Below are 25,046 nucleotides of genomic sequence, written 5' to 3'. Positions count from 1 at the left end.
GTTACCTGTTGTCAGGTTTCTTTTTCTTGCCTGCGTCGCGTTTCCTGATGGCGCGGAAGAAGTCCAGCATCATCCTGGAACATTCTTTTTCCATGATGCCGCCTTCGAATTCGACCTTGTGATTGTGTCCGTGTGAGACCTCAAAAATGTCATTGCATGAGACGACAGCACCGCTCTTCGGTTCGTAAGCGCCGAAATAGACCTTGCGGATCCTGGACTGGATGATCGCTCCGGAGCACATGGTGCACGGCTCTAACGTGACATACATGTCGAAGTCTTCGAGTCTCCAGTCTCCCAGCTTTTTACAGGCTCTGTCGATCGCTATCACTTCGGCGTGAGCGAGTGCGTTTCCCCTCGTAAGGCGGAGGTTGTGGGATCTGGTAAATATCTTGCCGTCCTTTACGAGAACGCAGCCGATGGGACATTCGCCAAGATCCAAAGCTTTCTCGGCTTCTTTTATGGCTTCGAGCATAAACCTCTCTGTATCGTTCGAGGGTTTAAAGTCAGGATAAAGTCTGGATCTGCGGCTCGGCAATGGAGAAACCTCTCTGTTCATCGGTGTCAGAACTGATAATACAGACGGGGAGACGGGGGTGTCAAGGGACTTGTAAACTGTGCTTGACGTGCTACCATTAGCATATTATAATTTACGATTGCTATAAGTATAACTATGCCTACGCAAAGGGAATGCCGTATTTACGGCCAGTTTACACCTTTATCCCTGTATCCGCATACGGGCGCGTTTGCTTAAAGAGCATACTTCAAGACAAAGGATGATTATTAATGGCAACTAAACAAGGTATGTGCAGAAACTGCGGTTCTCTCGTTATGTTTGATGACAGAGATGAACTCTGTGAGTGCGTTTTCTGCAATTGTGTTTTCCCTTCAAAAGAGGCAGCAGAGCTTCTTGCAAATCCGGACGGACATGAATTCAAGAACGAGAAATTCGAGAAGCAGGAGGGTTCCAAGCATTATTATTCGAACCCCGTAATGCCTGACGTGGTTGAGAAGGCGGTTCAGAGGGACAAAGTTTCAAAGCCCCTGTCAGACAGCACCAAACTCAAGGCAAATGAATTCGAGATCTCGCCTAACGATGTCAAGGCTCCCAAAAAACTTGTTATCGGCATGGCAGCAGGTTCCGTAGCTCTGGTTGCGATCATACTCGCAATTGCCATTCCGCTGTTTATCACGAGAAAGTCTCTTACCGACTCTATCACAGCTGATATAAATACCATTTTCGACACTCCGGCTTCAGATTCTGCCGAATCATACAGACAGTTCAACATATACGGCCTGAGCTGCCAGTACATAAAGGTCGGTACTTCAGAAGATATCACTGATGATGAAGCCAAGGCACTTTATTCGAATTACACCAAGCTCCGTGCAGAGAAGCGCGGAAATGATTCGGGTGACGTTGAGATGAGCATCTATACTCCCGATACGATCTTCTTAGTCACAAAAGACGGTCTTACCAAGGATGTTCAGCAGGCAGTTGAGATCATTGAACCGACAGAAACGAGCAAGTGATCTCTTGGGCCGCAACACGCGGCATTTAGTTAGCAGACAGTATTACATTCGAAGATTTACGAGGTGATCTATCAGATGACAGAATTTGAGAAAGCGATGGCGCACGCTAAAAAATTCGCAGAAAAGAACGATAATCAGATTACGGAGACAGAGTTCGAGACTCTTACCGAATCATTCAAGATCGAACCCGATGAGCTCATCAATCTCAGAGCAGAGCTCGAGAATGCCGGCGTGAAGATCAGCGATCCTGACCTTGATGCGGATGACGGCGATCTTGATACTGACGGTGAGGATGCCAATGTTGTCGATGACTCGGTCAAGATGTATCTCAAGGAGATCGGTAAGATAGAACTCCTTGATGCAGAGCAGGAGAAAGATATCGCCCAGAGAATGGCAAAGGGTGACGAGGAAGCAAAAGAGCTTCTTATCAACTCCAATCTGAGACTCGTTGTATCCATCGCAAAAAAATACATGAACCGTGGTCTTTCCCTCCTCGATCTCATCCAGGAAGGAAACATCGGTCTTATCAAGGCAGTCGACAAGTTCGACTACACGAAGGGATTTAAGTTCTCGACATATGCCACTTGGTGGATCCGTCAGGCTATCACAAGAGCCATCGCCGACCAGGCAAGGACTATCAGGATCCCCGTTCATATGGTAGAGACCATCAACAAACTCACAAGAGTACAGCGTCAGCTCGTTCAGGATCTCGGAAGAGAACCTTCAACAACGGAACTTGCTGAGGCAATGGGCATGGATGAGGCAAAGATCAGAGAGATCCAGAAGATCTCGCAGGATCCCATTTCCATCGATAAGCCTGTCGGTGAGGAAGAGGACAGTCATCTGGTAGACTTCATCTCCAACGACGAGCTCGCAGCACCCGAAGAGGAAGTTGCGAGGATCCTTCTCAAGGAAGATCTCATCCAGGCTCTTAACGGACTGACAGACAGGGAAAGAAGAGTTATCGAATTGAGATTCGGTCTCAAGGACGGCGTGCCCATGACACTGGAGCAGGTCGGCAAGAAACTCGGAGTTACACGTGAGCGTATCAGACAGATCGAGGCAAAAGCGATCCGCAAGCTCAACAGATCACCTAAGTCAAAGAAGCTCGAAGGTTATTCCGACTGATAAGTCAGGTGCTTTGATATCCTACCGTAACGGGAACAGATAAAGTGTCAGACCGCAGGCGATATTCATTTTACAGAGGATTGTTTACAGGGGACGTTTTGAATTTTTCGAAACGTTCCCCTTTTGTCAAGGAGATCATGTTCGAGAGGATATATCCCGCGAAGATAATCCTTCCCATGAAGATGCACTCCGGCGTTCCCGCGGTTCCTTCCGTGAAAAAGGGTGATTATGTCAGGATCGGTCAGTGTGTGGGGATCCCGGCTAAGGGGACATTCTCCGTGCCTGTGCACAGTGGCATCTCCGGATATGTAACAGAAATTTCCGAGATAACACTTCCGAACGGAATAATCACTCCTGCCGTTACCATTGTTAATGACATGAAGAGGACAAGGCTCGATTCCGTAAAGCCGAGATCCGGATTCAAACTCTCCGCGAGTGAAGCTATCGGAATAATCAGAGACGCGGGAATATGCGGAATGGGCGGTGAGGGTATACCCACTGCCGCAAAACTGAAAAGGGCAAAGACGGAAGTCGTTAAGGATTTCCTGGTCAACTGCCTTCAGAGCGAACCCTATTCGACATCGGATCTTGTCGCGATAACGGAATATCCCGACTATGTGGTTTTGGGTTCCTGTGCCTGTGCCAGGGCTGTAGGCGCGTCAAGATGCGTTTTCCTTATTTCCGAGAACAGAAAAGAACAGCGTCAGGCGATCGCGAATTCCATAGATAAGATAAGGAATGATTTCAAGGATCTTGAGTTTGACATAAAACTTTTCCGTGAGCGTTTTCCTCAGGGTTATTACAGGCTTGTCGCAAGAGCTCTTTACGGAAAGAACCTTGTGCTGGGTGAGACTTTGGAGAAGACCTGCAGCGCGGTTCTCTTCAACTGTTCAACGATGCTTGCCTGCTGGGAGGCATTATCTGACAACATCCCGATGATGAGCAGGATAGTATCTGTATCCGGAGATGCGTCCGGAGGACATAACATGCTTGTGCCGGTAGGAACTCCCGTATCTGAACTTCTTACCAATGCCCAGGACATAAAGAAAGGAAGCGACAGGATCGTTTGGGGCAATTGCCTGACGGGTATCGAGATAACAGATCCCGAGAATACTCCCGTGGTCAAGACAACCTCTGTAATATCCGTCGTAAGACGGGCCGAAGTTCCGAGAACACCATGCATTCATTGCGGTCTCTGCTCGGAGTGCTGCCCGATGAACCTTTCTCCAAATACGATATATGAGATGCTGAACCAGGGATTGAAGCAGAAGGCAGCCGAAGAGGGAGCCAGAGACTGCATCGCCTGCGGTTCATGTTCCTACGTTTGCCCGGCGGGGATCAATCTCACTACCGCCATCGCGAGTTTTGCGGGCGAGGGAAGGATCATTGAGATCAATTCTCTCCTTGATAACAGCGGTGCATCTGATAAGGAACTTGAGGCTGCGTCTTTTGTCGGCGAAGCTTCTCTCCTCGAAGAGTACCCTGACAGAGATAAGAAGAGCCGGGCGTCCTCGCCTGATTCGATCACTCTGCCTTTTGAGAAGGATAAGGAAGTATGAGCAAAGACAAGAAACAGCTTGCTCCATTCATTCATACGGAGAAGAATGCTCCGTACATCTACATGACGCTCCTTGCGTCACTTATCCCGTGTGCAGTATGCGGCATCTACTATTATGGACTGAGAGCGGCGGTACTGATACTGTTCTGCATGCTTGCTTTCGTTATGTCTGACAACCTTTGCGCGAGAGTCACCGGAAGAAGATCGGGCAGCGATTATTTCGATTTCAGCTCGCTTGTGGAGGGTCTGCTCTTAGCACTGATGCTGCCGCCTGACACAACGCTCATAATAGCTCTCATAGCCGTGCTGTTTGCTTCAGTGATCACCAAGCAGGTTTTCGGAGGCGCGGGAAGCAACCTCATAAATCCCGCCTGCGCAGGAAGACTGTTCATCGAACTTGTATTCCCGTCGGGCGTCCAGGGCTTTTCTTACGGAGAAGAAAATTCGAGATTTGCTCTGATGAGTCTGGTATTCCAGGGTGAACCTGTACGCCTTCCCGACTATTCGGGATTCTCGTTTTTGGAACTGATAAGCGGCAATTATCCCGGGCTTATCGGAACGGCTTGTTTTATCTGCATAATGATAGGAGGCTTATTCCTTACCCTCAAGGGTACCATGAGATTATATTCTCCTATTTCTTATATCCTTACGCTGATGCTCCTTTACCCGATGTCCATGCTGGTCGAGACGGGGACGTTCAGTTTTGACGGCATGATCGTATATCTGCTGTCATCGGGTGTTTTCTTTATCGCCGTATTCCTTCTCGGCGATCTTACCACTATGCCGTCGAGGTTTGCGGCCGGAGTTTTTGCAGGCGTGGTATGCGGATTGCTGACCATGGTAACCAAGCCATTCTTAAGTCCCATGGTATCTATGCTGTCTCCTGTGCTTGCGGTCAACTTCCTTTCATTCGTGCTTGATTTCTTCTCTAAGACGTTGTCCAGGAGAAAGATCCGTTCGAGGGAGGTGGATCTCTCATGATGACGCATTCCCAGCTCAAGCAGTTCATTACTGAAGCGATACTTCTTTTTATCCTCGGTGCGGCAATAGTCATCGGAGGACATCTCCTGTCGTCTAATAACGCTACGAGACGTATACAGAACGAATACCATTCAAGATTTGAGGAAGTACTGGACTGTTCCTCTTACGAGAAGGTCAAGAGCAAGGCACTGAATGATTTTCCTGAGATAAACGGCGTTTATATAGGATACGATCAGGCGGGCATACCACAGGGATATGTTGTCGATCTGACTGTCAAATCTCCAGGTGAGCAGGATCTCGGCATACTTGTATCTTTGGATTATGAGAGTACGAGAGTCACAGGTCTTGCTTTGGATAATTCCGAGATCGATGATGCATATTACATCGGCGAAGATGCGATGGAACTTATTAAGGAAAAGGTGATAGGAAGACAGATACCTATAACCTTTGCAACGGAAGATTATTCTGAAGATGACGATAACTCCGAGAACTATACCGTGGAAGGCTTAAATGACGGTGTCTACTATGCCCAGCGCCTTTTCGATGACAGGAGCCGTTACATCGATTATGTCGAAATGGAGATCGAAAACGGCGTCATCACCAGGGTCAACTGGGATGCTTTCAGTACGGATAAGACCAATCAGGACAGGAGCGAGGCTTCGCTTAAAGGTGCCTATATTATCTCCGGCCTCGATTGGGCGACGCAGTCTTACAATCTTTGCCACGCGCTGCTCGAATGCCAGGAACCTGACCGTCTGGCAATGAAGTCTGACGGTACCACGGACATCGTGGAAGGCGTTACGTGCGATATCAGGCCGTTTGTCGACCTGTCAAAGGAATGCATTGCAAACTCGAAGGCAGGCTATGGAAAAGAAGAGTACATGGCTGATCTGAATGCGATACTGCTCTATGTTTTCGGCGAAGGCAAGGAAGATGAAGCTGCCAAATACGTTAACGAGAAGGGAAATGTCGTCTTTTCCTTCGAAAAGACCCCGGAACTCTATACGATCTATAACGATGATAACGTGGCTGTCGGCTATATGCCTGTAAGGCAGATAGAAGCGACGATAAACGGAACCTGGAGCGGGGAGACGCAGAAACCTGAGGCAACACCTGCGGTTCAGGACGGCGACGGAAACAACAATACGCCGGATTACGATTCCACGGAGGACGGTCTTACGCCAGGTGGACTTACGGAAAATCAGATCATAACCGACAGTATGGATGATCTGCCGATGTCCGAGATGGCATCGTTCATCGCTCCCGTGCCTGATTACTACGATGAGACCAGGACCGTTATCAAGGCATGCAACACCTGCTACAAATTCCTGAAGGAATATCTGAACTGGAAGGTTAACTGATGGGACTGTTTACCGAGAAATACAATTCACCGTTCGATAACGAACAGTCCAGAAGGAAGATCGACGATAAGGTATCGGCGATCCACATCAGGCCGGCCAAATACCTGACAACGAGAAGTTCTTTATTCCTGGGCTATACGATATTGTCGCTCTGTCTGGAATTCATGATATCTGGCAATCTCATATGGTGGCCTGTCGCATGTTCTTTCGTCTGTCTGCTGCTATGGTCCCTGACACTGAGATTTTTCATGCCGCGAAATCTGTCAGTCATCTCGTTTGCGTTCATTATGGCGCTGTTTATCGCTGCCTGTGAATTCTCATACAGGCTCGGTCTGTGTACGCCTTATGCCGCCGCGGGATTCATTCCCATGGCTATAGGCATCATGTCGCTTGCGAGATTCAAGGATGACGATAATGACAAGTTCACAAAACCTGCATTCGGAAAGGAAGTTCTTTTCCCGTATCTTATAGCACTTATAAGCTCGGTATTCGGAACACTGATATCATACATCTTTGAAAAGAGATATGTTTTTGTCTCACTTTTGGCTTCTGTCATGTTCATTATCCTGATGAGCTGGGCTATATCAAGGGTAACGGGTATCCCCAGGAGCGCCACATCCAAGAAACTTACTGAGTTCTGGGACATACCTGTTGCGGACATCGCCGCTTTAAGGCGGTTCCTGTGCGCCAGGGGAGAGTTTGCACTGGTCTGCATATGCTGCGCCGCAGCGCTCTATGCCTTGAGTTTATTTACCGATCAGGATCTTTTCAGGATAACGGCACTTCCCGTTTGCGAGGTGACTGCACTGCTCCTGGGTTCTCTTGCCGTTTATGCCGCCAAGCATAGTTTCAGGAGCTCGATATTCGGTCTGAGGTACTTTATCAGCGAAGTTTCCGTAGCTTCGGCTTTTATCTCGCTTATCTTCCTGGTAAACCCTGGCATCCCCAGGATCGACCATCTGCTCGTGACTTTGGTATTCATAATTGCGACGGATATAGTAATGACGGGCCTTTTGTCCGTTATCAGAAGGCGACTGATATTCGTTTCGAAGTCCAGATATATCGACGGACTGCCGTTTTACCTGATCCTGATATCACTTGTTGTCATGCTTGTGGAAACTTGTCTTTATAGTCTGCCGGGTTTGTGATATAATCTCTGAGTTTCAGTAATCGATTGTGTAGCTCAGCTGGATAGAGCGACCGCCTCCTAAGCGGTAGGCCAGCGGTTCGAATCCGCTCACGATCACCAGTGTTTTAAGGGTTTCAGGGTTTTCTGAGACCCTTTTAATTTGGCAAAAAGTGGTTGAACGTGGTTGAACAGATCTCATGCGCTTTCAATAAGCCTTTTCTTTACATCTTCAACTGTTCTTTCATAGCCAAATGAATAATGCTTCTCGTTAGTTTGCATACAGTGCCCAAGAACATAACACCGCTGATTAGCATCAATTCCGGCTTTAATCAGCCGAGCATTAAAGGCTACCCTGAACGCGTGATTGTTCGCTGGAGTATGCTGGTCTGGTGATTTTTGGGACGAACATATCCTCATGCTTTTTCTGTGACAGGGTCCATACCGACTCCATGCGGTCAGCAACTGGCTTTCCGTAAACGGCCGCTATGCGCTCGAAAGCAGGGCTGAGATCAATATCATTTCGGATCTGAAGCCTGGGTCCATAGAGGCTCCTGCAAGCCTTAACCTGCTTCTCAAAGCTGGATGAGAACGGGCGGACACCGATCTTGTAATACCTTGCTTCGTTAAAGAGCCACGGTCCTTGCGTACCGTAAACACCCCCTGAAGCAGGGTCTTTGTCTCTGGCACCAAAACCTGAACCATTATCGAATATCGGAGTAATCTTCCATAGCCCGTTAGGGAACTGTATGAGCGAAAGATTGTTGTAGTGTCTGTCGTCGTTGCGGGTTAGAGCATCTAACTCCATTACAGCCGTCAGATAGCCGCCGAAGTCAACAAGACCTGTGTCGGTGACAATCAAGTCGACCAACTTCGATATGGTCTCGGACAAAGTATGTCTGGCACGAAACTTGCTGTTAGGGTCGGTCAGTTCTTTTAGATCGTCCGGGGAAGAATGGGTCTGCATAAACTCAGCCAGAGTTATTTCGTTGCCTTCGGGATAGCCGTCGAAAAACACCTCAGATTCACAACAATGGCGAGCGACATTCTGATAATGGTAGTGATCAGGAACCATCTCGTAAGTCACATAATCTGTGCAATTAGAATGCCGCAATATCTCAGATGTCAAATATTCCGACGCAGCTTCGTAACCGTATTCATCGGCTTTATAAAACCTATCCGACTTGCAGAACTTCCCCTGATTTCCTCGCCAAAAGGAAATCCGATTATCTGATGCAGGCATATCGTCATTAGCCAGCTCAACGGTGCAGTTGGTGTGGCCCATAGCCCCCTTAGTCTTCTTAATGATCTCCAGAACATCGTAATGATCTAAGGCAAGTTCCTTAAGAGTTTCCTGGATAAAAGCGTTGTGCTTGGAAGGGCAATGCGACTGAAGAACTGCTTGCCATTGTTCCCATGTCGGCTTGATTTCCGGCGAGAACGGAAGGTAATAACTGTCGTCCTTAAAGTTGGTCACATCAACAGTGTGAGCGTCGTAGTCAGCAATTATCTTTGCTGTGAGCTCACTTTTACAGTACCAGTTGAATTCCTTAATGTTCATATTAAACGCCTCTTTTAAGGTCTTGCATCTCTGACATTGGTGACCTGAGTACCATAAGAAACCCAATCAGGGTATCTGGCATCGATCTCGGCCTCAAGAGCGTCGTAGTCGGCATCTATCCAAGGAAGATCCTCAGAGTTTCTGTAAACCGTAACGCCGTAGAGATAGAACTCTTCAGTGCCACCGTCAACATTTACCCATACTCTAATATCCGCAGTAGCGTGGAGATTAGGTGTTGCAGGCTCGGGCTCAGTAGGAGCGGGAGTTGTCTCTGCAGGTGTCGTAGCCGTAGGCTCAGGCTCAGTAGGTGCAGGGGTTGTTTCAACAGGTGCAGGGGGTGTTTCTGCAACCGTTGTGGTTGTCGTAGTAGTTGTTGTAGTTGTAGTACTTGGACTTGGATAAATAAACCATAGTGGCCTCCCGAGGATGGATTACATTATCATTATATCTTTCGGAGATTGATGCGGTCTATATGTTTCTTGCCCTTAGACTCAGATACATATCTAAATTCCTGTGATGTACGCATTTTAGTACATGGTGCTAATTAAAATTTATGGTAAGAAAGGAGGTGAAGTGTTTGTATGAAAAAATTGAAATACATTATTTCAGATAAGTCTATTGCTTTGGATGATAATGCTGAACTGTTTGAAACTGATCTGAAGCCGTATGCTACTGTTAATGGTTGTCGCATGGCAGATGAGAGGTTTAAGCGCAAGTATCCATATTTTGAAATGCTTCCAATGAGGGACTCTAGCTCAATAGGATAGAGCAACGGTTGTACCGCCGTGCGTTCTGGGTTCGAATCCCAGGGGTCCTAATCAATAGCTGATGAGACATTTTCGTCCCATACCGCCTCCTATAATCAAGTCAGATAAACATGGATTTTGATTACAGGAGGTATTTTATGTTTTGTTAAGGATTGCCGGAATCATTAATAATGAAGAGATAGCTATAAAGCTTACAGACAGGCAGAAGGGGTATGAAGAAAGATGCAGGTTTTCGAGTATTAGTGAAGCCTCATATTTCCTAAGGTGCTTTTACAGTTGTCATGATGAAGACCCGATGGGGGGGTTCTTTGTTACAGGTTTTCAGCTTATGTATTACCGGGCACAGTACCTGAAGGTTCAGTTGCGGAAGATAAATGTGTCGTTAACACAAAAGACGGAACGAGATACCAGTTAGATCAGATCCAAATCAATTCTGAAAAATGTGAGAGTGTTTCTGAACTATAAGATTGGATTGACTACGATTTGGATTCTGTAGCGGAGGATTAGTAATGGACATATTACTTGATTAGGTTTTAATTACAAAACGAGGAATGACTATGGGAAATTATGTATATACACATACAGGAAAAGAATGCATATCGATTACAATTGATTTTGCGTTTTATGAGCTGAATTTAGTCGGTGCACGTATAACTGAAATCTTCAATGGCGACTATTCTGATATGGTACGGTACTGTCAGGTTTTCCTTCATAACTATCTAAGACAGAATGAACCTGAGATTCTTGAATCGATTAAGGTGATCCAAACCGTTAATGGGGCTGAATTGTGTGTTGTATATATAGAAGGGATTAGTGACAAGAATAGGGCTTTGGCTGAAAAGCTGGTTCAAATCATAGATGATCTTTTTACCAATGAAGAGAAAATATATACATATTTGAAACAGAATGCAGATGCTATAATCTGGAATCCCGATGAAATTGCTGCGGAGTATCCGATAGAAGCTGTTTCGCAGTTTTGGATTTGCGACTATGTTGTTTATGGTCTTTATTTGGGGGATTATAAAAAATTTACTATATCACCGCATTATGATTATCCTACAGGACCCAGAAAGACCGGCATTTTAGATTCCGGGTATAGCATCATTCTTAATTACAACAACCAAGGCTTTGATTATCCTGTTGGGTTTCAAATAACAGCCGGAAATGCTGATCAAATACATATCCAGGGAGGAATAACAGGGGGATACATTAAATCTGATATGGATGCTAACAGTGCAATACAGTTTTTGCTCTCGTATTAATGGTCCCGATTATCCTGTCTCTTATAATATATTTATAATTGCTTCAGTTATTTTATTTTTATTACTGATAATATCTGACTCAAAATCTATGCTCACGTCGATATTCTTATGTTCTACAGTTCGGGTGCCTCCTCTGGATATCAGTAGTATTCCATTTTCGAGATCTTTACAGATAAGCGTGATTATTCGAACTGTTTCAGGATAGGGGCTCTCTCCGTCTCCGCAGTATGTCTCATTTGAAAGGCAGATTGTATACTTAGGGCAGTAATCCTCATCTGGTATGTTCTCGCCTTCTGTATCATATTCAGACATATCAGGATCATATAGTTCATCGTCCGGATCAAGCTGTTCAATACCAGCAGTCTTTATCCAGGCAGAATCGTAAATATTCAATGCCTGAATTACTCCGGCATTAATCAAGTGATCATATAAATCTCTGCGGCCGCTTCTGGTAATGTTATCTGGCATATGAGATTTCCTCCATCAAAGTCAATCATTTATCAATTGTTCCATATTTTTCATTATATACTTTGAGCAGAGTAAATAGCTCAAAAACTCCTCAAAGGCCCCTGCTCAAAGCTCCTTGGGAGTATGGGATGTCTCGGCTTAGATTATTATGATATAAGTCCGATTTGCTTGTTTACTTCTTTTTGCGTTTTGTTGGCGGGGCACCATAATCGACGACACAATACCTGAATTGGCTGTCTGGATAAATCTCCTTCAATTTCTTTTCATCTATTAGAGCTGCTGTTGATCTGTTTACATTCAGAATATCCATGTTTTTCATTGAATAAATGGCATCGATATTTTCAAGACAGTATTCATCTAATTCCAGCATTATCAGTTCGTCCATTCCCACTGATGAATTTCATGAGGCAATAGTTTGCTTTGAAACTCTTAAGGTCTATTCCGTGCTTGTTGTAAATGAGAAGCTCAATTTTCTTACATCGTTTGATTATGAGGAAGGTATTTGTTTAGCAGATATGTAATTCTGTCACAATCTAATGGAAGTTATCAATTGATCGTTCATGATGAATGGCTTGATGACACAACATATATCCCCATTTATCTATTCAATTAAACTAACTTCTAATAATATGAAACCAGGTGTGAGGAAATAGAAATTAAGTGGCTGAAGAGTGGCTTAAGATTGATGAATGCCTTGATCCTGTGCTGGTTTTAGCATGTTCAGCTTGTTTTTTACGTCATCTGCTTTTCTTTTGTCGCTGAATAATAATGTCTTTCGTTTGGTGAGAATGAGGGATTTATAATGATTGACAGGTATTTGGAATATCATGAACAGGTAAATCTTTATATTTTTGTGTTAGATAATATGAAATGACCTCACATTTGTAGCATCGTGGATTTACCTATATGCTTAAAGTTGATGCTAAAGCTATGGGATTTACCACATACAAAGGAGGTCACTATGAACAGAATACTAAAGATAGGAATGGATGTCCACAGCACAAATTACACCTTATGCGCAATGGAACCTGTATTCGGAGCTGACGATAGGATCTATGCCAAAATTCAGGTCGCACCGGATTATAAGAACATATTGATGTTTATAGAGAAAGTGAAACAGAAACTTGATCCTTACGATACCTATGACATTGAATGCGGATACGAAGCGGGATGCTTGGGATATACCTTGTACAATCAGCTTACTTCCGCAGGTGTCAAATGCGTAATCTTGGCCCCTACTACGATGCTTACCCAACAAGGAAAGAGGACTAAAACAGATAAACGAGATGCATTAATGATTGCACAATGCCTATCGTATGGCGGATACCATCCTGTGTATATTCCTACAGAAGATGACGATTCCGTGAAGGAATACCTGCGAATGCGTGATGACCATAAACTTGCCCTGAAAAAAATCAAGCAACAGATAAACGCATTCTGTCTTCGTCACGGATACTACTATCCTCAAGGTAAATGGACTCAGATGCATTTGGACTGGCTATCAGCAATAAAACTGCCACCTTTATATCAGGAAACTCTTGATGAGTATATGGCCACATATTTTGAATTGACTGACAAGATAGAAAAATACGACACTCGCATCGAGGAAATAGCTGCACAGGAAAAGTATGCGGATAAGGTAAAGAAACTCGGTTGTTTTATTGGTGTTAAAACACATGTCGCATTATCTCTGATAGTTGAGACTGGAGATTTCAAAAGATTTGCAAAGGGTAATGCTTATGCAGCATATCTTGGTCTGGCACCAGGTGAACATTCAAGCTCCGATAAGATAAATCGACTTGGGATCACCAAGGCAGGGAACAGTAATCTGCGAAGGCTTCTTGTAGAAGCTGCTTGGGGAATATGTAAAGGTAATATCGGGTACAAATCAAAGGACTTGAAAAAACGCCAACAAGGAAACAGTGTTCAAGTTATATCGTACGCAGATAGGGCAAACAACCGAATGCGCAGTAAGTACTATAGGTTGATACGGCATGGAAAGAAGAAAAATGTCGCGATAGCAGCCATAGCAAGAGAACTTGCCTGTTTTGTTTGGGGAATGATGACAGATAACATTGAAGAAAGGGTAGCTTAATGAGAAACATAGCTGACGATATTTGGAAGGAGCCAAAAACACATGACGGTTGAGCCAGTTGCGGACGAACTATGTGCGCACCTGATCAGGTGATCCACGATCTTAGATAGCAAGGCTCTCGACGAAACCATTAGCCTGTCGGTAACCAATCCACGAATAACAGAGTGGCTACTTGTCGGAGACTGTTATATTGGCTCTTTCCAAATGTTGTTAGATGAAAGGTATTGATATGAAGAAAAAATACTACTTGACGAAGGTCATTTCATAACAGGTTATAAGATAGAAAGTATTAGAAGATACGGCTACGGGAGGATTAAATGAACAATACATATATCATTAGAGAAGCTGTTTCAGATGATGCGGAGAAAATGATTTCATATCTGAATCAGGTTGGTGGAGAATCTGATTATTTGATGCATGGAGAAAATGAGTTTAATGTTCCGGTTGAAGGCGTAAAACGGAAACTTGCTATGAGTAAAGACTCTGAGAATAGTGTTGTCCTGATAGCTGTTGAGAACGATCAGATCATAGCGAGAGCAGAATTAGACGGATATTATCCCGCAAGAATACGTCACAGGGCAAAATTTTCGATCTCAGTACGAAAGGATTACTGGAATCAGGGAATAGGAACAGAAATGTTAAAAAGAATTATCGAGCAGGCAAAGGATATGAAGATCGCTGTTATAGAACTGGAAGTTATCTCTGACAATGTAAGAGCCATTCATTTGTATCGTAAAATGGGGTTTGCTGATATCGGGATATATAAAGAATACTTTTATGTCGATGGAATGTTTAAAGATGCTGTGGTAATGCAGAAAATACTACAGCATCACTAACAACGATGTTGATGAAAGAATAATGGATTATATCAAGACGAACGTTCTTGATTTTAACCTCTGATATTATTCGAACACTTCGGCATACAAAACTATCAGAAAAGGGTGCTTGATTATGATTTCGGTAATGATGAAACAGATGAAGGTTATGAACCGGCATTCGGCAGCTGGATTGATGTAGCTTCATATACTTATCAAAAGCTGTTTTGATCTGCGTTGATTCTGACAATGATTTGATAAAATAGTGAAAATTGGTTTCCGGTATTCGCGGATCCACTTTCAATACGGAGGATAATATGGACAACAATACAATAATGGATGCACAGTATGAGGAGAAGGCGTCAGGCTTTCTTAAAAAAGCGATCGCGGGACTTGTTTGTGCTGCATTTCCTGTAGCGAGTATAGTCGCTATTTTTATTGGAACGGGTAATCACAAAGCTATAGTCGATTATGTGGCTTCAGGCGGAATTCATACGCCAAAGATCAAGACATGTGCGGCTTTGAGTAAAGGCGCGATCTTTGCGGGCATAGCGATGACGATCATATATGCGATCTATTTTATCTACATGATCTTAGTAGTATTAGCTCTCGCTTTTTCCACGCTTCCCAATCAGAACTGATGATCTATCCTGTTTTTCGGGAGAATGACGATGAATAATACGTTCACAGACGATCATTTTGAGTACGGAGGTCCTGCCTTTAATCCGATTGGCGGGCAATCCTCAACCATGGCAATAGTCAGATCGGAGAAATATCCGCAGGAAGAGATCGGACTTCTGAAGACTGAGAATGGACTCATTACGGATTACAACAATATCATCTACAGAGCGGAAGCCGAAAAATATTTCTGCAGATATTTTTCGGGCAAATTCGAATGTGACGACTGCGAGGTGAGATATTGGAATCAAAATGATGATTCAATAAGGAAACTCAGGATATCATGAAAAACAGATTCCGTATTGCAAAAACAGTTCTGATCTTCACTCTTCTGTCGGCAATCGTGCTTACTGTTGCAGGCTGTAAGGAAAAAGATTATGATCCGTCGAAAAAAGTCGGGATAGACAAGCTGGAGGTTATCTCCGCAACAGGCAATAAGGATAACTGGAATAACCTGTTGAGATATAACAGATGGGACGACAGCGAATATTCGGCATGGTTAAGAAGCGATAAAGCCATGAAGCTGATCGATGAGATCAATAAACTGCCGGACGTATTCGGAGATGCCGGCGATCCTTACGCATACAAGATAGATATCGTTTATTACGATGCCAACAGCGAATGGCAGTGTGCATTGAAGCTCGGATACGGCGGTTTTCCCGATAATTGGGGAACGATCGTAGCCTATGCAAACGAGATAACACCAGACCGTCACAAAAAACTCACGGACAGTACAGAGATCGTTGCCTTCGATTCCGTTTTCTTAAAAGAGAATTTTGACATCAGTGATGATATGCTTCCGGAAGGAGTGACTGTGGATGGTTTTCTGGAAGATACCGGCTTAACATACGAGGATGTTTCTTCCGGATCTTTCCATATGGATATTTATTTGAGCAACTATAAATACGGTTATTACGGTATTGCATCCCACAGGATCACGGAAGATACACAAGGTTCGCCGTCTGACGCGGAATCGCTCAAATCGTACGCGGAAGAGAACCTGGATACCATCGGAGAATGCGGGGATATAAGTATTACCGGTAACTATCAGAAATACGGATTTGAGATCGTAAGATTCGATCGTTTTGAGGAATGGAAACAGGATAGAGGCGTTTCAGGATACAGAACCCGTCAGGATAAGACTGTTGATATTTACTATGAGACCGATGCTCATTTTGAGGAAAAGATGAACTATGAAGATTACTATGTCTATGTCGATCCCTCAAACCGTTTCCTGATAATCACGAAGTGCAAAGACTACGATGTGATAAACGCATTCTTTAACCGTGCATAGAGAAGTGATCAGAGTGATTCTGTACATTTTTAACTGCTTGACTGTCAGTTGTATTAAAATGTCGGCTTATTGTATTATGTTTTCAGAAGATTGAAAAACGGGGGTGATATGGTATGAGAAAACCGGTTTGTGCCTTGATCGCTTTTTGTGTGTTCGTTTCCGGTATCATTACAGGCTGTACGAGCAGTACTCCTTTTGATAAGGAAGCTGTCAAAACATATGTCGGGATGTACGGTATACATGAATTTACCGGCGGATCAAATGCGGATTCCGCAATAAGCAGTTTCTCCAGCAGGCAGTCCCGGTCAGCTTATTATGTCTCCAAAGATGCGGCGGAAGCAAAGAAACTTTATAAAAACTATGTAAATGAAAACAACTATTATCCGAAAGCAAATATCAACGATATCATTGTGGTAGCTGCCAAAGAACAGGTCTTGAATTCCGTATACGAAACCGACTGCTGCGTGTTCTATTTCGATGACAAGAGCGAGGCCAAGGCTTATTACGATGCATATGTTTCGAGTCTGAACAGTGATCATACGAACAAGACCGGGTATAAGGACGGATATGCCTATGCGATCACTTATTCACTGTCGGCCAACAGGGACGGCAACTGCGACTGGATGAAAGGGGTTTATCTGAAAGGCAACAGCATTCTGCTGATCACCGGTTTTTCGCCGATTGGAATAGTAGATACTTTTTCGGATTACATATACAATAGCCTGAACGTTATCGATCCGGCTACACTGAAATAATAAAAACGGGATATAGGAAGAAGGGTATATGAGCAATCATTATTCTGATTATCTGAAGAAATCAATATCAATAAAGGACCTTAAGTTCGACAAGGTCCAGGAGAGTGACAAAGAAGTGCTGAAGCAGGTCAGGAAAGCGCGTATCAAAGAAAATGTGGTCTTTCTTGTTCTTCTGTCCATAGCGTTTCTTGCAAGCGCCTGGTTCTTTGTTAATTTCATTATCATTCCGCCTGACAATCTCTTTTCACAGATCATAGATCTCCTGTTGCTCGGAGGGGTCATGTTCGTTACCGGTGAGCTTATCTTCGGCATTGTCGGCGGGGCCAGAGGCATCCGCAGGGGCGTTGTTCTTGCTGCCAACAGGGTGCAGGAAGTCAAGGATAACAGAAATGCCACTTATCAGTATGTCTTTGATATCTATATGGAAGACCGCGATGAGACATTGATGAGCTACACCGTGGATAAGGAAGAATTTGGCAGCGTGCAGCCCGGAGACGGCGTCATAATCGCGAAGATCGGACGCAAGATCAAGGTCCTGGGAGATCCGGACAGGGAAGGCGTAATGGATGTCAGCAACATAAAGTCCGGCGTTGACAGATAAGCAGGCCCATATCATTCCTCGGCTGAAACGGAATTAGTCAATGTCAAGCGTATTGCGATTTGCGTCATTTCGAAAACAGAAAAAATATATCGAAAAACGATAAAAAACTCTTGAAAAACGGAAAACGCTGTGTTAGTATACCGGTTATAAGGCATGCTTGAGTTTTTTCGAGGAGGAAAGAGTCTATGCAATATAACGACGGGATCATAAGATGGTCAAAGATCGCAACGGTGCTGTTTATAGCAATGGTAGTTGTTGCAGATATATTCGGTATCGTTATTACTCAATATATAGCATTTATCTGGGCGGAAGTTTTTGATACACTCAGAGTTGTGATATTAACAGTGGTATTCTATCTGGGAACGGTCGGTGCCTACTTCATACTGGTCTCGCTGTTCAAGCTCTTATCCAACATGAGCAAGGATATAGTCTTTGACCGGGTAAACACAAAGCTGATGCTGATAATCACCGGTGCTCTGGTCGGGATAGCAGCTGACTGCACGGTAGGCGGCTTTATCTGGAGCGGAAGCTGGATATTGGCTATACTTGCACTGTTCATGGGGCTTGTCGTAATGAGCGTAAGAGTTGTTTTCGATAAGGCTATAACCATGAAGGAAGAAATGGATCTCACGATCTGAGAAAGGAGGAGAAACATGATCGTAGTAAACCTTGATGTAATGATGGCTAAGCGTAAGATCTCCTCCGGTGAACTTGCCGCGAAGATAGGGATCACACAGGCTAACCTCTCCATATTGAAGAATCAGAAGGCAAAGGCCGTCAGATTCTCGACACTGAATGACATATGTAAGGCACTTGACTGCCAGCCGGGAGACATTCTCGAGTTTAGAGAGGACTGATCACAGATGGACAAAAGAGTTATATTTCAAAGGCTGGGAATTCTCCTGGCCTATCCATTAGCATACGCTTATTTAAGGCTCGTTATGGATTTTTCCGAAGAACTTGGTGCAGGGCCTGAACTGTTCGGAGGAAAACTCACTTTATCACTGACATACCCGGTGTTTACGCTTCTTTTCATTCTTTTCAACGAGATAGTAAGAAGAGGCAGGAGAGGGGCAGCATCCATGCCTTCCAAGGCTTCGGTTTTCTGGTATGCGATGACTTTCCTTGCAGGCTTGACCGCTTCTATAGGACCCGATACTGAACTGTCACTTTTGGGGATGCATCTTTGTGCCGTTTATTCGGTGCTGATATCGAATGATATCCTTTTGGGCGGAAAGACATCCGGTTTTATCCCGGCGGATCTGATCCACGGTTTCTATGTTAAGTCTTTTGCGGGATTCCCGAACTTTGTCATCGACTGGAAGTGTTTCAAGAAACCCGATGCTGATCAGGAAGCGGAAGCCGCTCCAAGGAAGAATCCCATCGGCGCGATACTGTTCATCATAATAATGTTTGTCCTGCTATTTATATCCGTCTGTCTCATGTCTTCGATAGATGAGGATATAGGAAACTTCTTTGATGATATTTTCGGAAACATTGCCGATTATCTTGTGAGCCTGAAACTCGAAGCGATCATGGTAAGAGCGATCTTCGCGATCCCTGTCTGCTTCTACCTTTACGGCCTCGTGTCTAGAAGTGCCAAGTCAGACGGTGCCAGGGAAAAACGTGTCGCTTCCTGGCTCCTGAAGATAAGAGGCAAGGGCAAATCCGTATCATCCGTCATCGTATATATCGCCGCAGGCATATTCGTTCTCGCCTATATCCTGTTCTTCATCAAGCGTCTTGCATATATGCTCGGAGGATTCCTGGGCCAGGTTCCTGACGGACTTCTCGTATCGCATTACGCAAGGGAAGGATTCTTTGAGCTTGTCGGCATAATGGCGGTAAACATGTGTGTTTATCTGGCGATAATACTGCTGGGCAAGACAGATTCCGACGGGCATTTCTCGCTGCCTTCGAGGATACTGGTTACGATGCTGATGGCAGAGAGCATTATCTTTGCGATTATCGCTATGAGCAAGCTGGGGCTGTATTACAGCTATTACGGCTATACTCCGAAGAGGATCCTCGCAATGTGGGCAACTCTCGCGCTAGGTTTTGCTGCAACGATGACAATAGCCACGGTAAACCGCGGAAAGCCGCATATAAGAGCCGGAATTATTTTTACGGCGGTATCTTATGTTGCGATCTGCGTATTGTCAGGCGTGCTTGTAACGATAGGTGCATAGATGACAGCCGGGAGCCTTTGAAATTAAAGCTCCCGGTTTATATTCGACTGAAGATATTGCGGATAATGAAAAATATATGTGGAGATTGTAGTGAGAGAAGTAAAGAAGAAGATTTATATCGTGATATTTGCGATGTGTGTGTGTTTAATGTTTTCGTCTTGCAGATACAGGGTGCCGGATGAAAAAAGGATTGATGTTATATCAGGCATAGCAGCAATAGTGAATGATAATTATTCAAGCGATGATGTGGAAACTCCGTATCACATCAGTATGACTGAAATAGATGAATTGGCTGATAAGACCGGCTATTTACATAAAGCATTCGGGAAATACCATGATGTTCAGCAGTATCAGGTCTATCTGGTTGAAGATGATATGGTAATAATTGTCACGGATGTTATTTTCCAAAAAGTGGAAGGATTTGTGGTTTCGGATGAAGAATTGGAAGGCACCCTGACGATTCCCGGCTTGGACTACGATAACTCGATGATAACCATAACAGACAGGAACGGAGACAGTAATATATACACTTTTAGTGCAGGGGTGTAGTTTCTGAAGTAAATGATGCGAGATATTTTAAACCGGAAAAAGGTTAAGTATGGATAATCAAACAGATGTATGTGTTAATGGATCAAAACCAAAATCTCACGGATGTCTTATAGGGTTTTTGATCACCTTGGCAGTAATAATACTTCATATTGCAGCTATTCCGGTTCTCCTGGAAATAGTCGATCATATACCCCGTACGAAAGATACCCGGACCAATGGGCAATATGTCGTTGAATTGCAGGCTACAAGCAGTCCGGATTGGCCGTTTGGCTCTCAAGACGGCAGGATCGTTTTAAAGGATAACAATAATAAAAAGATCAGTAGTGTTGATTTTTCATTATCCAATGACGGAAAAGCCATGTGCGAATCCAATTGGAAAGTTAATTGGAACGAAGAAAGTGTTATCGTTACCATAATGGGAGAAGAACAAAAGGATGCCATATACACGTTGTACTATAATGGCGATGTTTCTGGTTAACTGATTGCAATGCACAATAGTATGCTCAAAGATATACTGATTATTTATTCCCAGATCAAAGGAAGCTTCTCAAATTCCTCCAGCGGAACAGGCTTTGAGAAGAAATAGCCCTGGAACAGTTTGCAGCCCATCTCCTTGAGCATGTCGAACTGTTCCCGGGTCTCAACGCCTTCGGTTATCTGAGGCATATCGAGATTGTTGGCCATATCAACGATGCTGTTCAAAATGATCTTGGACTTTTTATAATCTGATGTCTTTCCGAGGAAGACCATGTCTATCTTGAGTACGTCTACAGGCATATCCTTGAGCATGTTGAGTGATGAATAGCCGCTGCCGAAGTCGTCCATCTCGACCGTGAATCCGTAATCACGGAGCCTGTTGATGGTCTTGATGTGTTCTGCGGCATTATTCATGACTGAGGATTCGGTTATCTCAAGGTGAAGGTGCTTTGCCTCAACACCGTATTTTTCCACAAGTCCCGTTATGACCTCATAAATATCCATGAAGTAGAAATCTTTAGGTGATATGTTGATCGAAAGATTGAGTCCCTCGTGACCGTCTTTCTTTTTGGCCCAGTCAGCAAGAATCTTGCAGGCCGATTCCCAGATGTGACGGTCTATCCTTGCGATCATGCCGTTCTTCTCGAATGTCGGGATGAACTTGAAAGGAGAGAGGAGACCCTTTACAGGGTGATTCCATCTTACGAGCACCTCACCGCCCTCAAGATGTCCGTCAGCACGGTACTGCGGCTGGAGGTACGGTATTATCTGATCTTCTGCAAGGGCTTTGCCGAGTTCGCCAGTTATCTGCTGCTCCCAGAGTTTGTCTTCTCTTAACTTGTTGTCGTAGATGGCAACGCAGCGGTTAAAATCATTCTTTATGCCTGCTATGGCGAGCATGGCTCTGTCTATCATGGCGCTGACGGAAAGATTCTCTTCCTTATCGAGTGCCGATGTCTCGAAGATGCCGACGTGGATGATGACCTGAGAATTGATTATGTCTGAAGAACTCCATGTTTCCTTAATCTGCGTCTCCAGTGCTTCAAGGTCGACTGTGGACTTCTTAACGAAAGCACAGAAGATGTCTCCTCTCCATCTGCATATCGCAGAACCGGGGTGTGCGAATACTTTCAGGTCTTCGGCTATCTTGATGAGTATCTGATCGGCTTTTTCCCTTCCGTAGACATCGTTGATGAGTTTGAAGTCATTGATGTCCGAGACCTGCAGATAATAAGGTTCATCGGGATTTGCCCTCATGATCTCTGTTACCTGTTCTTCGAAACTCGTACGGTTGGAAAGACCTGTAAGTTCGTCGTGGGTCGCAAGATATTTTCTCCTTGCGTTGAGATTTACCTGATCCGTATCATCGTGGATCGAGAAGAACGATCCGACATCTTTCTGCCTGGAGTCTTTCATCAGACGGTGTGTTATACGCAGATATGTAAAGTCCTTTCCCTGGTCTCTGAATTTGGTCGAAATGTCAAAGTCTGTGCCGAGATCGGCTCCGCCCATTACTTCGATCAGTTTATCCGTGCATTTGTCAGGATTTCCCGATGAGATGTGCAGGATCTCATATGCCCTGTCATTAGCGTAAAGAGCGTTGACGTCAGTGTCGTAGAAGATGATGCCGTCTGTGTGATTCTCCACAACAACGTCGGCAAGTCTTCTTCTGATGAAGAGAGGCTTGTAGATGAACGTAAAGATGAACAGGAGAAGTCCGCAGATGATATATCCGATTATAGCTCTGTCGGTCGGTCTGTCAGAGAAAGAGAAGAACTCAAAACCGAGACAGGAGAATATCGCGAGCATAACCACGATATACCGCTCGTGATATGCCGAGGATATCTGAATACACTTATTGATAAGTATGGCGATCATGAGAACGAACAGGGATTCGATAAGGCAGAATCCCAAAAGCTTGCCCCACGCTGATTCCATGGCGAAATATGTGCTGCCGTCTTCGAGTGTCTTCAGTTCTATGGTGAAGAGCGTACTTAAAAAGATGTTGGCCAATACGGAAAGCGAAATGAATACAAGAACAACGACCATTACCGTTTGAACCGCGGAACGTCTGAAACGGAATCCGCAATAGTCCATTACAAATACCATGAGATTATAGAGAAGGAAACAATCTCCTAACAGCATGACGGTATAGCCTGCTTTGGCGATCATCATGGAATCGGTAAAGAATGCCAATGCATTTCCGGCTAAAGGTATAACAATGGAAAGGAGATAATTGAAAAGGCTGGTCGCGGTTCTTTCAAGGAATTTTTTCCGTTTGAATACAGTAGCAATGATCAGTGCTACCAAGATCAAGGATATAATAGCCAGCTCGATCAGGTAATGTGTCCGCATAAGGCCCTCAATCTTTTATTAATAATCAAATTTTAACATAAGGGAAAAATGAAAGTGGTACTAACGGCGAAATAAGATAAAAACAATTTGTGAATTGGAAACTATAATTCCTATATAGTTATATAAATCAAATATAAAATAGAGGGAATAGAAGCAAATCAGTATGTTAAACCCCAATATGTAGTAAAATGTAATAATTCTTTCCTTTACTTCCGGGTGTACAGGTGCTATCATTACCACATAAGAAGCGGACATATGTTCTATTATAGTAGCATAAGAGTTGAGAATAAGGGAGGATTTTTATGATTAGTTTTAATTGTACTGTAAGAGACGTTTTCAGAAGACCTTATATGCTCGACCGTGTGGTCAAGGATCTTGCCGACAACGGATATACGGAGTATGTCAAGACTTATGCCAGTATCAAGGCTAACATCCGCAATGCACTTTCTTACGCTTCGGAAAACATGAAGGACTACGAATACGATGTTGCTGTCAAATATCTTAATTCCAGATTGTCGGAGCAGGCTATAGCTGAAAAGCTCTTCTATACGCACAGGACCATCAGGCGTTATATCCGCAAAGCCTGTGACCTGATCAGAAAGTACTATGCCGATTGTGTCGGCATCAGGCTTCTGCCGTGTGATACGCGTTACATCGAATGTACGGTCCCTGCGGGCTCATTCTGGGAGAAAGTCGATTTCATGATGGGCAGAAGCATCGAGAATGCGGGTGTCGTCATACTTTGCTGCCACGAGAACAGATCGGTCAACTACGTCTGCAGGATGTACTGCATGGGCAGTGAGAAGGTCAAGAGGATCGTCGACACATTTGATTCCGTCGTTACAGTCAGCAATATCCCGACAGAAAAGGCAAGCGCCGTTTGATCCATATTTTTTATACCTCCGTGGTTTAGGCAGGGCATTTGTATTCGTCGAATGCTCTGCCTAAATGTTATAATGTGCTTTAGCGGTCCGCGACTGCGACAAAGATAATGCGGAGGATAATACCATGACCATTACATTCGAAAAGCTTCCCGGTAATCTTGAAGAACTCAAGGCTATGCCCCAGGCTTCTCTGGATCAGCCTGAATATGGAGCTGCTCTTTTTGTAGCCGTAATGATGCATTATATGGTGAATAAGGAAGAGACCTTTGAGATGCTGGATTTTCTTAACGGTCCTTATGAGGTTACCCCGTTCCAGAAGCAGTTCCTTGCTGACAGGATGGCAGACGGAGACTATGTGGTACGTTCATTTTTCAACGGAACATCTCCTGATAACGATTACACGCCCTCCATGCCTTACACGATCGAGACGGAAAAAGGTTTTGATCAGGAGATTGACGGAAGGATGAGGATCTTCCTGAAGTCTTCCGGTGCAGATTCAAAGAGATATATAACAATGCGTCACAAGCCCTCGACAAACCAGTGGTTTGTTGAAGAACAGCTTATACTTTCAATGATCAGAAAGCCTAAGTCTCAGGATGAATGGGCTTGATCTGA

27 protein-coding genes and 2 tRNA genes are annotated in these 25,046 nt (G+C 44.3%); 24 read left to right on the top strand and 5 right to left on the bottom strand.

Annotated features, from left to right (window positions below):
- Position 1: 1 nt before the first annotated feature.
- On the bottom strand, positions 2-535 hold the full coding sequence (locus tag BO18_RS15175) for a nucleoside deaminase (protein ID WP_255350959.1): 534 nt from the start codon (positions 533-535) through the stop codon (positions 2-4).
- Positions 536-783: 248 nt separating this feature from the next.
- Between BO18_RS15175 and BO18_RS15170 the strand changes: the two genes are divergently transcribed.
- The 7 genes from BO18_RS15170 to BO18_RS15140 all read left to right on the top strand — a co-directional run bounded on the left by BO18_RS15170 (position 784) and on the right by BO18_RS15140 (position 7,804).
- Complete coding sequence (locus tag BO18_RS15170; RefSeq protein ID WP_034447679.1) at positions 784-1,527, top strand: hypothetical protein; 744 nt, start codon at positions 784-786, stop codon at positions 1,525-1,527.
- A gap of 75 nt (positions 1,528-1,602) precedes the next feature.
- Positions 1,603-2,655 (top strand): RNA polymerase sigma factor RpoD, encoded by a 1,053-nt coding sequence (gene rpoD, locus BO18_RS15165; protein ID WP_034447677.1) that lies wholly within the window; start codon positions 1,603-1,605, stop codon positions 2,653-2,655.
- A 98-nt stretch (positions 2,656-2,753) separates the two neighbouring features.
- Positions 2,754-4,214 carry an RnfABCDGE type electron transport complex subunit C gene (locus tag BO18_RS15160; RefSeq protein WP_185752476.1) on the top strand — a complete coding sequence of 487 codons (1,461 nt, stop codon included), beginning with the start codon at positions 2,754-2,756 and terminating at the stop codon, positions 4,212-4,214.
- Positions 4,211-5,194 (top strand): RnfABCDGE type electron transport complex subunit D, encoded by a 984-nt coding sequence (locus BO18_RS15155; protein WP_034447674.1) that lies wholly within the window; start codon positions 4,211-4,213, stop codon positions 5,192-5,194. The genes BO18_RS15160 and BO18_RS15155 overlap by 4 nt, the downstream gene beginning before the upstream one ends.
- A complete protein-coding gene (locus BO18_RS15150; RefSeq protein WP_034447672.1) occupies positions 5,191-6,555 on the top strand; it encodes a hypothetical protein in 1,365 nt (454 codons plus the stop codon). The genes BO18_RS15155 and BO18_RS15150 overlap by 4 nt, the downstream gene beginning before the upstream one ends.
- Positions 6,555-7,703, top strand: coding sequence for a hypothetical protein (locus tag BO18_RS15145; RefSeq protein ID WP_034447671.1), 1,149 nt, complete (start codon positions 6,555-6,557; stop codon positions 7,701-7,703). Before BO18_RS15150 ends, BO18_RS15145 begins: the two co-directional genes overlap by 1 nt.
- A 24-nt stretch (positions 7,704-7,727) precedes the next feature.
- A tRNA-Arg gene (locus tag BO18_RS15140) sits at positions 7,728-7,804 on the top strand.
- 220 nt (positions 7,805-8,024) lie between these two features.
- On the opposite strand, the gene BO18_RS15135 is transcribed toward BO18_RS15140, so the two are convergent.
- Complete coding sequence (locus tag BO18_RS15135; protein ID WP_034447668.1) at positions 8,025-9,242, bottom strand: hypothetical protein; 1,218 nt, start codon at positions 9,240-9,242, stop codon at positions 8,025-8,027.
- Between the two features lie 581 nt (positions 9,243-9,823).
- On the opposite strand from BO18_RS15135, the gene BO18_RS34365 reads away from it, so the two are divergent.
- The 3 genes from BO18_RS34365 to BO18_RS15120 all read left to right on the top strand — a co-directional run bounded on the left by BO18_RS34365 (position 9,824) and on the right by BO18_RS15120 (position 11,271).
- Positions 9,824-10,009, top strand: a complete 186-nt coding sequence (locus BO18_RS34365) for a hypothetical protein (protein WP_081861079.1) — start codon at positions 9,824-9,826, stop codon at positions 10,007-10,009.
- Positions 9,987-10,059 (top strand) — tRNA-Tyr (locus BO18_RS15130). The genes BO18_RS34365 and BO18_RS15130 overlap by 23 nt, the downstream gene beginning before the upstream one ends.
- 507 nt (positions 10,060-10,566) lie before the next feature.
- Positions 10,567-11,271, top strand: a complete 705-nt coding sequence (locus tag BO18_RS15120; protein WP_034447663.1) for a hypothetical protein — start codon at positions 10,567-10,569, stop codon at positions 11,269-11,271.
- Between the two features lie 21 nt (positions 11,272-11,292).
- Here the strand turns inward: BO18_RS15120 and BO18_RS15115 are convergent, their stop codons facing one another.
- Complete coding sequence (locus tag BO18_RS15115; RefSeq protein ID WP_034447660.1) at positions 11,293-11,739, bottom strand: hypothetical protein; 447 nt, start codon at positions 11,737-11,739, stop codon at positions 11,293-11,295.
- Positions 11,740-11,911: 172 nt separating this feature from the next.
- Positions 11,912-12,109, bottom strand: a complete 198-nt coding sequence (locus tag BO18_RS15110; RefSeq protein WP_185752475.1) for a hypothetical protein — start codon at positions 12,107-12,109, stop codon at positions 11,912-11,914.
- 591 nt (positions 12,110-12,700) lie between these two features.
- Between BO18_RS15110 and BO18_RS15105 the strand changes: the two genes are divergently transcribed.
- The 12 genes from BO18_RS15105 to BO18_RS15050 all read left to right on the top strand — a co-directional run bounded on the left by BO18_RS15105 (position 12,701) and on the right by BO18_RS15050 (position 21,193).
- Complete coding sequence (locus BO18_RS15105) at positions 12,701-13,834, top strand: IS110 family transposase (protein ID WP_034447655.1); 1,134 nt, start codon at positions 12,701-12,703, stop codon at positions 13,832-13,834.
- 317 nt (positions 13,835-14,151) lie between these two features.
- Positions 14,152-14,670, top strand: a complete 519-nt coding sequence (locus tag BO18_RS15100; protein ID WP_034447654.1) for a GNAT family N-acetyltransferase — start codon at positions 14,152-14,154, stop codon at positions 14,668-14,670.
- 296 nt (positions 14,671-14,966) lie between these two features.
- Positions 14,967-15,290, top strand: a complete 324-nt coding sequence (locus tag BO18_RS15095; protein WP_034447652.1) for a hypothetical protein — start codon at positions 14,967-14,969, stop codon at positions 15,288-15,290.
- Positions 15,291-15,320: 30 nt separating this feature from the next.
- Positions 15,321-15,614 (top strand): hypothetical protein, encoded by a 294-nt coding sequence (locus tag BO18_RS15090; RefSeq protein WP_034447651.1) that lies wholly within the window; start codon positions 15,321-15,323, stop codon positions 15,612-15,614.
- Positions 15,611-16,621 carry a hypothetical protein gene (locus BO18_RS15085; RefSeq protein ID WP_034447649.1) on the top strand — a complete coding sequence of 337 codons (1,011 nt, stop codon included), beginning with the start codon at positions 15,611-15,613 and terminating at the stop codon, positions 16,619-16,621. The genes BO18_RS15090 and BO18_RS15085 overlap by 4 nt, the downstream gene beginning before the upstream one ends.
- Positions 16,622-16,734: 113 nt before the next feature.
- On the top strand, positions 16,735-17,376 hold the full coding sequence (locus BO18_RS15080; protein ID WP_034447647.1) for a hypothetical protein: 642 nt from the start codon (positions 16,735-16,737) through the stop codon (positions 17,374-17,376).
- A gap of 28 nt (positions 17,377-17,404) precedes the next feature.
- Positions 17,405-17,977: a hypothetical protein gene (locus tag BO18_RS15075; RefSeq protein WP_034447644.1), complete on the top strand. Its 573-nt coding sequence runs from the start codon at positions 17,405-17,407 to the stop codon at positions 17,975-17,977.
- A gap of 185 nt (positions 17,978-18,162) precedes the next feature.
- Positions 18,163-18,615, top strand: a complete 453-nt coding sequence (locus BO18_RS15070) for a DUF2975 domain-containing protein (RefSeq protein WP_034447642.1) — start codon at positions 18,163-18,165, stop codon at positions 18,613-18,615.
- 15 nt (positions 18,616-18,630) lie between these two features.
- Entirely contained in the window at positions 18,631-18,834 is a 204-nt protein-coding gene (locus tag BO18_RS15065) for a helix-turn-helix domain-containing protein (RefSeq protein WP_034447639.1), read from the top strand.
- 6 nt (positions 18,835-18,840) lie between these two features.
- Positions 18,841-20,166 (top strand): DUF4153 domain-containing protein, encoded by a 1,326-nt coding sequence (locus BO18_RS15060; protein WP_034447637.1) that lies wholly within the window; start codon positions 18,841-18,843, stop codon positions 20,164-20,166.
- Between the two features lie 90 nt (positions 20,167-20,256).
- Complete coding sequence (locus BO18_RS15055) at positions 20,257-20,715, top strand: hypothetical protein (protein ID WP_034447635.1); 459 nt, start codon at positions 20,257-20,259, stop codon at positions 20,713-20,715.
- Positions 20,716-20,764: 49 nt separating this feature from the next.
- Positions 20,765-21,193 carry a hypothetical protein gene (locus BO18_RS15050; RefSeq protein WP_034447633.1) on the top strand — a complete coding sequence of 143 codons (429 nt, stop codon included), beginning with the start codon at positions 20,765-20,767 and terminating at the stop codon, positions 21,191-21,193.
- 44 nt (positions 21,194-21,237) lie between these two features.
- Here the strand turns inward: BO18_RS15050 and BO18_RS32900 are convergent, their stop codons facing one another.
- Positions 21,238-23,547 carry a GGDEF and EAL domain-containing protein gene (locus BO18_RS32900; protein WP_051688807.1) on the bottom strand — a complete coding sequence of 770 codons (2,310 nt, stop codon included), beginning with the start codon at positions 23,545-23,547 and terminating at the stop codon, positions 21,238-21,240.
- A gap of 302 nt (positions 23,548-23,849) precedes the next feature.
- Between BO18_RS32900 and BO18_RS15040 the strand changes: the two genes are divergently transcribed.
- Positions 23,850-24,431: a hypothetical protein gene (locus BO18_RS15040; RefSeq protein WP_034447631.1), complete on the top strand. Its 582-nt coding sequence runs from the start codon at positions 23,850-23,852 to the stop codon at positions 24,429-24,431.
- Positions 24,432-24,555: 124 nt separating this feature from the next.
- A complete protein-coding gene (locus BO18_RS15035) occupies positions 24,556-25,041 on the top strand; it encodes a DUF6935 domain-containing protein (protein WP_034447629.1) in 486 nt (161 codons plus the stop codon).
- Positions 25,042-25,046: the final 5 nt, after the last annotated feature.

This window comes from Butyrivibrio sp. AE2032, assembly GCF_000702965.1.
The sequence above is the reverse complement of the archived record's forward strand: the minus strand, read 5'-3'. Positions and strand labels throughout refer to the sequence as shown.